Below are 8,557 nucleotides of genomic sequence, written 5' to 3'. Positions count from 1 at the left end.
GGGGTGGCGACGGGCTCGGCCTTGGCCTCCTGGGACTCCAGTTCGCGCACCAGGGGGAGCACCCGCTTGCCGAAGTACTCGACCTCCTCGTGGTAGTGCAGGAAGCCGAGGAGGAAGAGGTCGACACCGAGCCGCTTGTAGGCGACGATCCGCTCGGCGATCTGCTCGGGCGTGCCGATCAGGCCCGTGCGGAAGCCGTCGTTGTACTGGACGAGGTCCTCGAAGCTCGAGTCCTGCCACATCCCCTTGCCGTCCACGGTGGACCGCCCGGCCTGCTGGACGGCGTCGCGGAAGCCGTGGACGGCCTGCGTGTCGGCTTTGGCGACGATCTCGCGGAGCGTGTCGCGGGCCTCGGCCTGGGTGTCGCGGGCGATGAGGAAGCTGTTGAGGCCGAACTTCGGTGCGGTGCGTCCGGCCTGGGCGGCAGACGCTCGGACGTCCTCGATCTGCTCGGTGACGCCGTCGAAGTCCCTGCCGTTGGAGAAGTACCAGTCGGAGACCCGGCCCGCCATGGCCCGGGCTGCGGTGGAGTTGCCGCCCTGGAAGATCTCCGGGTGCGGACGCTCGGGCGTGTTCAGCGGTTTGGGCTTGAGGGAGAAGTCGCGCAACCGGTAGAAGTCACCGGCGAGTTCGGTGTGATCCTCGGTCCAGATCTGGCGCAGGGCGCGGATGAACTCCTCCGAGCGGCGGTAGCGCTCGTCGTGCTCCAGCCAAGGCTCGCCGAGAGCGGTGAACTCGCCCTTGAACCAGCCGCTGACGACGTTGACGGCGAAGCGGCCGCTCGACAGGTGGTCGGCGGTGGCGCCGAACTTGGCGAGGACGCCCGGGTGCCAGAGGCCGGGGTGGACGGCGGCGATGACCTTCAGCCGCTGGGTGGCGAGCAGCAGGGCGAGACTGAAGCTGGTCGACTCGTGCTGGTACTCGGCGCCGTAACTGGCCATGTAGCGGACCTGGCTGAGGGCGTAGTCGAAGCCGTTGTTCTCGGCGAGCACGGCCAGTTCGCGGTTGTAGTCGTAACCCCAGTCGGTGCGCTGCTCGATCGTGCTGGTGACCAGGCCACCGCTGACGTTCGGCACCCAGTAGGCGAAGCGGACGGGGTCGGATCCGGGCGGTACGGGCATGGGGGCTCCTGGCGGGAATGCGCACGCGAAAAAGGGCGCGTGCGGTGACAGGGGAATGTGTTCAGTGATCGGGATTCAGTCGTGCGGGGACGACGTGCCCGGGAAAGTCGGAATCACCACGGAAAACAGCCGGTGATGTAATTCGCGAAGGAAGATCGGCGCCGGTGCGAGGGTTTCCCTCGGGTGCGCTCAGACCCGACAGCGACAGCAGGAGCTGGAGACACGCGCGAGGTCGACGTGGCGTCGCCGCGTGAGGTCCTGTCGCTTCATGTCATCGATCAAAGCAGCGGGGAGTCCGGCCGGTCAAGAATGCCCGGATGCCATTTCACATGCTGAGAGTCGGTATTCACGAGGTTGTGACAGGGATTCCCTTGAACGTGGCGTGCAGGGAACGGCAGCCTCCTTGTCGTGCGTATCGAACAGCTGGAATACATCGCCGCAGTCACCCGGTTGGGCTCGCTGCGACGCGCCGCCGAGGAACTGCACCTCTCCCAGCCCGCGCTCAGCGAGACCGTGCGCAACCTTGAGCGCGAGCTCGGCGTGGACCTGCTGGAACGCAAGCGGTCCGGGGCGAAGATGAGTGACGAGGGCCGCGAACTGCTGCCGCACATCATGAGTGTGCTGGACGCGGTCGACCGGCTGCGCGGTGCGGCCGGCGACCAGCACCGCATCAGCCGCATGGTCCGGCTCGGCACGGTCAACACGGCCACTGTCCCGCTGGTCATTCCGACCGTGCGGGAGTTCCGGGCCTCACACCCGGTGACCCAGGTGGAGCTGATCGGCGTGCAGCAGGCCGAGATCCATCGCGGGCTGCTGGAGGGGGCGTTCGATCTGGGACTGGTGAACTACCTCGGAGGCGACGACATGCCGCCCGGTTTCGAGACCACCGAGCTGCTGCGCGGCCGGCCCGTGGTGTGCCTGCGCCCGGACAGTCCGCTGGCGGCCCTGGACGCGGTGGACGCCGACAGCCTCCTGGCCGAGCCGCTGGTCGTGATGCGGTCCGGCTACGTCATGCACCGTTTCCTCCACCGTCTGCTGGGCGGCCGTACGCCCTCCTTCTCCTACTCCACCGACGGCGCCGAGATGGGCAAACTGATGGTCGCCGAGGGACTCGGGGCGACGGTACTGCCGGACTTCAGTGTCCTGGGCGATCCCCTGGAACGGCGGGGCGCCATCACCGTACGGCCGCTCGCCGGGGACGCGACCGACGTGCTGCTGGTTCTGCAGCGCCGACATTCCGGTTCCGTCCCACGCGCCGTCCGCGACCTGCACGGGCTGTTCGTGCGCAACGCGCGTGCGTACCAGGCCCGTTCGTGAATCAGACGTCGCGCCAGGATCCGTCGGCCTCGCTTTGATCGGGCCACTACCTGCGGGTCGCCATGACGGGTTGTGCCGCCGGGAGCCGACTCCGCATTCCGGCGCCCGCGTCGGGGAAGCGCCGGGGACCGGTGGGCAGCCAGTGCAGGCCGGTGACGGCGAGGGGGAGGAACTCACCGTCGACGACACCGCGGTGCGTGCCCGGCACGTTCGCGATGTCGTCCCGGAACGTCGCGGTGCCGACGCCGGCGGGGGGGGATGCGGTGATCGAGGTCGCCAAGCGCGGCGGGCACGGTCTGCGCAGCGGACGCTCCGGCTGCCGTCGCCGGAGCAAGTCGAGGAGCTGCAGCACATCCACGACGCCCGCGGCGGCATCCGCTTCCCCATCGGAGGCCGCGCACGGGGCTTGACCGCGTTCACCGGGCACCCACTGGGCAGCCTCGTGGAGCTGTTCACCGGACGGCAGCAAGCTTCACGACGCCACCCGCTCGTGGGACACCTCGTCGGGGTGGGTCAGGCCGAGGTGGTGGCGCAAGGTCGGGCCCTCGTACTCCGTGCGGAAGACGCCCTGTTCCTGGAGGAGCGGGACGACCTTGTCGGCGAACTCGTCGAGGCCGGTCGGGGTGATGTGCGGGACGAGGATGAAGCCGTCACTGGCGTCGGCCTGCACGAACTCGTTGATGGTGCGGGCGATCGTCTCGGCCGAGCCGATGAAGTTCTGCCGGTTGCCGGTCTCGATGACCAGGTCACGGATCGACCAGTTGTTCGCGGCGGCGAGCTCGCGCCACTCGCGGGCGGTGGCCAGCGGGTCGCGGTACATGCGGACCTGGGCGCGGCCCTGGGAGAAGTGGTTCTCGCTGACGTCCGGGTCGATGTCGGGCAGCGGCCCGTCCGGGTCGTAGGAGGACAGGTCCCGGTTCCAGACGAACTCCAGGTGCTTGAGGGCGGTGGCGCCGCTGACCTGCTGACGGCGCACCAGTTTGGCCAGTTCCTCCGCCTCGGCGTCGGTGTCGGCGAGGGTGAAGGTGGCGGCGGGCAGGATCAGCAGCTGGTCGTGGCGGCGGCCGTACGTGGCGAGGCGGTTCTTGACGTCGGTGTAGAAGGCCCGGCCGGCTTCCAGGGTGGCGTGCCGGCTGAAGATCGCGTCGGCTTGGGAGGCGGCGAACTCGCGGCCCTCCTCGGAGTCGCCGGCCTGGAAGATCACCGGGCGGCCCTGCGGGGAGCGCGGCACGTTGAACTGCCCGTGGATGTCGAAGTGCTGTCCGGTGTGGACGAAGGCCCCGGCCTTGGCATGGCGCAGGAAGGTGCCGGTCTCCTGGTCGGCGAGGATCTCGTCGCCGTGCCAGGAGTCGAAGAGCTCGTTCGCCGTGGCCAGGAACTCCTTCGCGCGGGAGTAGCGCTCCTGCTGCGGCAGGAAGCCGCCGCGGCGGAAGTTCTCGCCGGTGAAGGCGTCCCAGGAGGTCACGACGTTCCAGGCGGAGCGGCCGCCGGAGAGGTGGTCGAGGCTGGCGAACTGACGGGCGACCTCGTAGGGCTCGTTGAAGGTGGAGTTGATGGTGCCGGTCAGGCCGAGGTGCTCGGTGACCGCGGCGAGCGCGGCGAGCACGGTGAAGGTGTCGGGGCGGCCGACGACGTCCAGGTCGTAGATCTGCCCGCCCTGTTCGCGCAGCCTGAGGCCCTCGGCGAGGAACAGGAAGTCGAACTTGGCGCGTTCGGCGGTCTGCGCGAAGTGGACGAAGGAGCTGAACTCGATGTGGCTGCCGGCCTTCGGGTCGCTCCACACGGTGGTGTTGTTGACGCCCGGGAAGTGGGCGGCCAGATGGATCTGCTTCAAAGGCTTGCTCATGGTGGGTGTGGTCCTTCCGGCTCAGGCGGTCGCTGCGGCGTAGCGGCTGGCGGGGCGGGCCAGGCCCAGCAGACCGCGCAGGGTGTCGGCCTCGTAGGCGCTGCGGAAGGCTCCCCAGCGCTGGAGTTCGGGGACCAGTCCGCGGGTGATCGCCGCAAGATCGTGCCCGGTGACGGCGGGGCGCAGCCGGAAGCCGCTCAGCCCCTGCGCCGCCAGCTCCTGCAGCAGATCGGCGAGTTGTGCCGGCGTACCGGCGAAGACGGGGGCATCACTCGTGTGCGGCTCTCCCGCGAGCGCGTCGAGGCGTGCGCGCCGGTCCTCGGCAGCGGCCTGATCGTCGTCCAGGAAGACCAGCAAGTCACCGAAGAGATGCAGGGGTTCGGCGCCACGTCCGGCCGCCTCCTGCTCGGCACGGATCTCGGCGACGATCGCACCGGCCTGCTCGGCGTCGTGCGGGGTGACGTACCCGATGTCGGCGGCGCGGGCCACCAGCCGGTACGGGACGGTGTCGTGGGCGAGGGCGCTGACGATCGGCTGGCCCTGCGGCGGGCGGGGCGTGATGCTGGGGCCTCTGACGCTGAAGTGTCTGCCCTCGAAGTCGATGTAGTGCAGCTTGTCCCGGTCGATGAAGCGGCCGCTCGCGGCATCCCGGATCTCGGCGTCGTCCTCCCAGCTGTCCCACAAGCGGCGCACCACCTCTACGTGGTCGGCTGCCTCGTCGAAGAGGTCGGTCACCTGCTCCCGGGTGTCCGGGTGGTCGTAGGCCTCGATGCGCTGCACGGTGCGGCGGCCGAAGTGTGCGGCCTCGTTCGGACGGGCGGTGATCTGCACGCGCAGGCCGGCGCGGCCGGCGCTGACGTAGTCAAGGGTGGCGATCGCCTTGGAGATGTGGAACGGCTCCGTGTGGGTGGCCACCACCGTCGGCACCAGACCTATGTGCCGGGTCAACGGTGCGACGCGGGAGGCGATGAGGACGGCGTCGAGACGGCCGCGTACCTGGTCGGTGCGCTCGTCCGGGTCCAGGAAGTGCGAGGACTGAGGGCCGAGGCCGTCCTCGATGGTCACGAAGTCGAGCAGGCCGCGCTCGGCCTCGGCAACCAGATCGGCCCAGTATCCGGCGGTGAACAGGTCGCGCGGGCGAGCCACCGGCTCGCGCCAGGAGGCGGGATGCCAGCCGGTGCCGTCCAGCGCGACGGCAAGGTGCAGGGAAGAAGGCGGTGTTGAGGACACGAGTGGGCGCCTGCCTTTCTGAAGTCCGTGACGAGAAGCCGGCCCCCTCGGACAGGAGGAGGCAACGACTGTGAAGGAACGGGTCGGGATACGGCTCAGCGCAAACCGGCCACGCACTGGAGGTCTCCATGGGGCCGGGCGCGGCCGCACCCGGCCCCACAGCTCACAGCGTGCCGAACAGACGCGCGGCGTTGCTCAGGGCGAGCGTCGCGACCCGCTCGAAGGCCGGGATGCCCGGGCGTCGTACGGCCTGCGCACCCCGGGTCGGCTACTTGTTGGTCCTGGGCAGGCCGGGCGGGTTGATCTCGGACTTGGTCACGGCCTCGTCGGACAGGCCCCAGCGTCCCAGCACCTTGGCGTACGTGCCGTTGTCGATGACGTGGTTCAGGGCGTCGGCGAGCGGCTTGACCAGGCCGCTGTCCTTCTTGGTGGTGGCCGCGATGAGGCCCTGGAGGGTGGAGCCGGCACCGGAGTAGGTGCCGACGACCTCGGTCTTGCCGGTGGTGGCCGCATGATAGGCGGCGGTCGGGTTGGGGCCGAGGTAGAGGTCGATGCGGCCGGACTGGAGGGCGAGGTAGGTGTCGCTGTCGCTCTGGTAGTACTTGATGTTCACCGGCTTGCGGCCGGCCTTCTCGTTCTCCTTGCTCCACTCGATGAGCAGTTTCTCCTGGTTGGTACCACTGCCCACGGCGACCGTCCTGCCCGCCACGTCCTCGGGCCCGGTGATCTTCAGGCCGCTGCCCTTCTTCGCCTCGAAGCCCAGGTTGTCCTCGCGGTAGGTGGCGAAGTCGTACTTCTCCTTGCGTTCCTCGGTGACGGTGATGTTGCTGAAGCCGACGTCGTACTTGGCGCTGTCGAGGCCGACGAAGATGTTCTCCCAGGAGACCGTGTTGACGTGCAGCTTGAGGCCGAGCACGTCGGCGACCAGAGAGGCGAGGTCGGGCTCGATGCCGATGACGGTCTTGTTGTCGGTGGCGAAGAAGGTCAGGGGCGCGGCGGAGCCGGAGGAGTCGACGATCTCCAGGGTGCCTCTCCTGCGGATCTTCTCGGGGACCTCGGCGGCTATGGAGTCGACCTTGTCGGTGGTGATGCGGTTCTGGTCGGGACTGATGTTGATCTTCGTCTTGCTGCCCGACGTGGCCGCGACCTCGGTCGTGCCGCCGTCGTCGGGGTTGCTGCACGCTGCGAGGACGAGGGCGGTGGCGAGTCCGAGCGCGGCTGCGGCGGTGCGGCGGGTGATCGAGGTGGGCATGGTGGTGCTCCTTGCTTGCGGAAAGGGGTGAGGGTCGGTCAGAGGACCTTGGAGAGGAAAGCGCGGGTTCGCTCGTGCTGCGGGTCGTCCAGGACGGCCGCGGGCGGGCCCTGCTCCACGACGAGGCCGCCGTCCATGAACACCACGGTGTCGGCGACCTCGCGGGCGAATCCGATCTCGTGGGTCACGACGATCATGGTGGTTCCGGTGCGGGCCAGGTCCTTGATGACGTCGAGGACTTCGCCGACCAGTTCCGGGTCGAGCGCCGAGGTGGGCTCGTCGAAGAGCAGCACCTTCGGTTCGAGGGCGAGTGCGCGGGCGATGGCCACGCGCTGCTGCTGGCCGCCCGAGAGCTGCCGGGGGTAGGCGTCGGCCTTCTCGGCGAGGCCGACCCGGTCGAGGAGCCGGCGGGCGGTCTCCTCCGCTGCCTTGCGCGGGCGGCGCAGCGCCGAGACGGGGGCCTCGATGAGGTTGTCCAGCACGGTCAGGTGCGGGAAGAGGTTGAAGTTCTGGAAGACGAACCCGATGTGGGTGCGCTGCTTCAGTACGTCCTTCTCCTTCAGCTCGTGCAGCTTGCTCCCGGCGCGGCGGTAGCCGATGAGTTCGCCGTCGATGCTGATCCAGCCGCTGTTGACCTTCTCCAGGTGGTTGATGGTGCGCAGCAGCGTGGACTTCCCTGAGCCGGACGGGCCGAGGATCACCGTGACTTCGCCTACCCTGACCCGCAGGTCGACGCCGCGCAGCACCTCCAGAGGGCCGAAGCTCTTGTGGACGCCGTGGACGTCCACCATCACGTCGTCGGCGGTCGGCGTCGCGTTCTTCACGGCCTCCGTCGCGTTGCTCATCGGCTGTCTCCCAAGGGCTTCAGGGGTATGACGGGCTGGTTGCGCTGGGCGGCGGCCGCGCGCAGGGTGCGGACGAAGCGGCGGGCGCGCTGGAGCGGGGTGGGCGGCGGGGTGCGATTGGCGCCCCGGGCGTAGCGGCGCTCCACGTAGTACTGCGCGACCGACAGCAGGGAGGTCAGCACCACGTACCAGGCGGTGGCGACCAGCAGCAGCGGGATCACCCGGCCGTTGCGGCCGTAGATCACCTGCACCTGGTAGAACAGCTCGCCGATGGACATCACGTAGACCACCGAGGTGCCCTTGAGCAGGCCGACGATCTCGTTGCCGGCCGTGGGCAGGATGGCGCGCATGGCCTGCGGCAGCACGATCCGGCGGATCTGCCGCAGCCGGGGTATGCCCAGTGCGGCGGCCGCCTCCAGCTGCCCGTGGTCGACGGCGATGACACCACCGCGCACGATCTCGGCGGCATAGGCGGCCTGGTGCAGCGTCAGCCCGATGACGGCCGCACCCATGGTGCCGATGATGCTGTTGCTGTCGACGGACCAGAACACCGGGCCGAAGGGGATGCCGACGCCCAGCCTCTCGTACAGCGCGCTCAGGTTGAACCAGAACACCAGCTGGACGATCATCGGGATGGACCGGAAGATCCAGATGTAGGTCCAGGCGACGGTCTGCAGCACCGGACTGCGCGACAGCCGCATGAAGGCCAGGACGGTGCCGAGGAGGAAGCCCAGTACTGTGGCGTACGCGGTGAGTTGGAGGGTCACCCACACCGCCTGGACGATCGTCTCGGACAGCACGTAGTCGCCGAAGACGCTCCACTCCCAGACCGGGTTGGTGGACAGGCCGTGCACGAACTGGGTGACCAGCACGATCACGGCGACGGCCGCCGCCCAGCGGGCGTAGTGGCGGGCGGGGACGACCTTGAGGGAGGCCGGAGCGGGCG

At 69.2% G+C, this 8,557-nt stretch carries 9 protein-coding genes; 1 reads left to right on the top strand and 8 read right to left on the bottom strand.

What is annotated here, in order from left to right:
* Positions 1-1,121 (bottom strand): dimethylsulfone monooxygenase SfnG (gene sfnG / locus EHS43_RS29645; protein WP_125193797.1); only part of this gene is annotated, 1,121 nt, incomplete at its 3' end.
* A gap of 189 nt (positions 1,122-1,310) precedes the next feature.
* The gene (locus tag EHS43_RS49010; RefSeq protein WP_351078001.1) at positions 1,311-1,391 is read right to left on the bottom strand and encodes a putative leader peptide; all 81 of its coding nucleotides are present in this window, start codon (positions 1,389-1,391) and stop codon (positions 1,311-1,313) included.
* A gap of 138 nt (positions 1,392-1,529) precedes the next feature.
* On the opposite strand from EHS43_RS49010, the gene EHS43_RS29640 reads away from it, so the two are divergent.
* Positions 1,530-2,438 carry a LysR family transcriptional regulator gene (locus tag EHS43_RS29640; RefSeq protein ID WP_125193796.1) on the top strand — a complete coding sequence of 303 codons (909 nt, stop codon included), beginning with the start codon at positions 1,530-1,532 and terminating at the stop codon, positions 2,436-2,438.
* Positions 2,439-2,484: 46 nt separating this feature from the next.
* Here EHS43_RS29640 and EHS43_RS29635 read toward each other — a convergent pair whose 3' ends face one another.
* The 6 genes from EHS43_RS29635 to EHS43_RS29610 form a co-directional block, all read right to left on the bottom strand.
* Complete coding sequence (locus EHS43_RS29635) at positions 2,485-2,718, bottom strand: hypothetical protein (RefSeq protein ID WP_125193795.1); 234 nt, start codon at positions 2,716-2,718, stop codon at positions 2,485-2,487.
* Positions 2,719-2,910: 192 nt separating this feature from the next.
* Entirely contained in the window at positions 2,911-4,284 is a 1,374-nt protein-coding gene (locus tag EHS43_RS29630; protein WP_125193794.1) for an NtaA/DmoA family FMN-dependent monooxygenase, read from the bottom strand.
* Between the two features lie 21 nt (positions 4,285-4,305).
* Positions 4,306-5,514, bottom strand: a complete 1,209-nt coding sequence (locus tag EHS43_RS29625; protein ID WP_125193793.1) for an LLM class flavin-dependent oxidoreductase — start codon at positions 5,512-5,514, stop codon at positions 4,306-4,308.
* Positions 5,515-5,782: 268 nt separating this feature from the next.
* On the bottom strand, positions 5,783-6,766 hold the full coding sequence (locus EHS43_RS29620; protein WP_125193792.1) for an ABC transporter substrate-binding protein: 984 nt from the start codon (positions 6,764-6,766) through the stop codon (positions 5,783-5,785).
* A 38-nt stretch (positions 6,767-6,804) separates the two neighbouring features.
* Entirely contained in the window at positions 6,805-7,611 is an 807-nt protein-coding gene (locus EHS43_RS29615) for an amino acid ABC transporter ATP-binding protein (protein WP_125193791.1), read from the bottom strand.
* Positions 7,608-8,557, bottom strand: a 950-nt coding sequence (locus tag EHS43_RS29610; RefSeq protein WP_148104115.1) for an amino acid ABC transporter permease, incomplete at its 5' end; no start/stop codon positions are given. The genes EHS43_RS29615 and EHS43_RS29610, both read right to left, overlap by 4 nt.

It is taken from the genome of Streptomyces sp. RP5T, assembly GCF_003933965.1.
In the GTDB taxonomy this organism is placed as follows: domain Bacteria; phylum Actinomycetota; class Actinomycetes; order Streptomycetales; family Streptomycetaceae; genus Streptomyces.
The sequence above is the reverse complement of the archived record's forward strand: the minus strand, read 5'-3'. Positions and strand labels throughout refer to the sequence as shown.

Excerpts from the sequence above, each read along its gene's own strand:
- EHS43_RS49010 (WP_351078001.1), bottom strand. The coding sequence starts at position 1,391 with ATGAAGCGACAGGACCTCACGCGGCGACGCCACGTCGACCTCGCGCGT.
- EHS43_RS29630 (WP_125193794.1), bottom strand. The coding sequence starts at position 4,284 with ATGAGCAAGCCTTTGAAGCAGATCCATCTGGCCGCCCACTTCCCGGGC.
- EHS43_RS29620 (WP_125193792.1), bottom strand. The coding sequence starts at position 6,766 with ATGCCCACCTCGATCACCCGCCGCACCGCCGCAGCCGCGCTCGGACTC.
- EHS43_RS29615 (WP_125193791.1), bottom strand. The coding sequence starts at position 7,611 with ATGAGCAACGCGACGGAGGCCGTGAAGAACGCGACGCCGACCGCCGAC.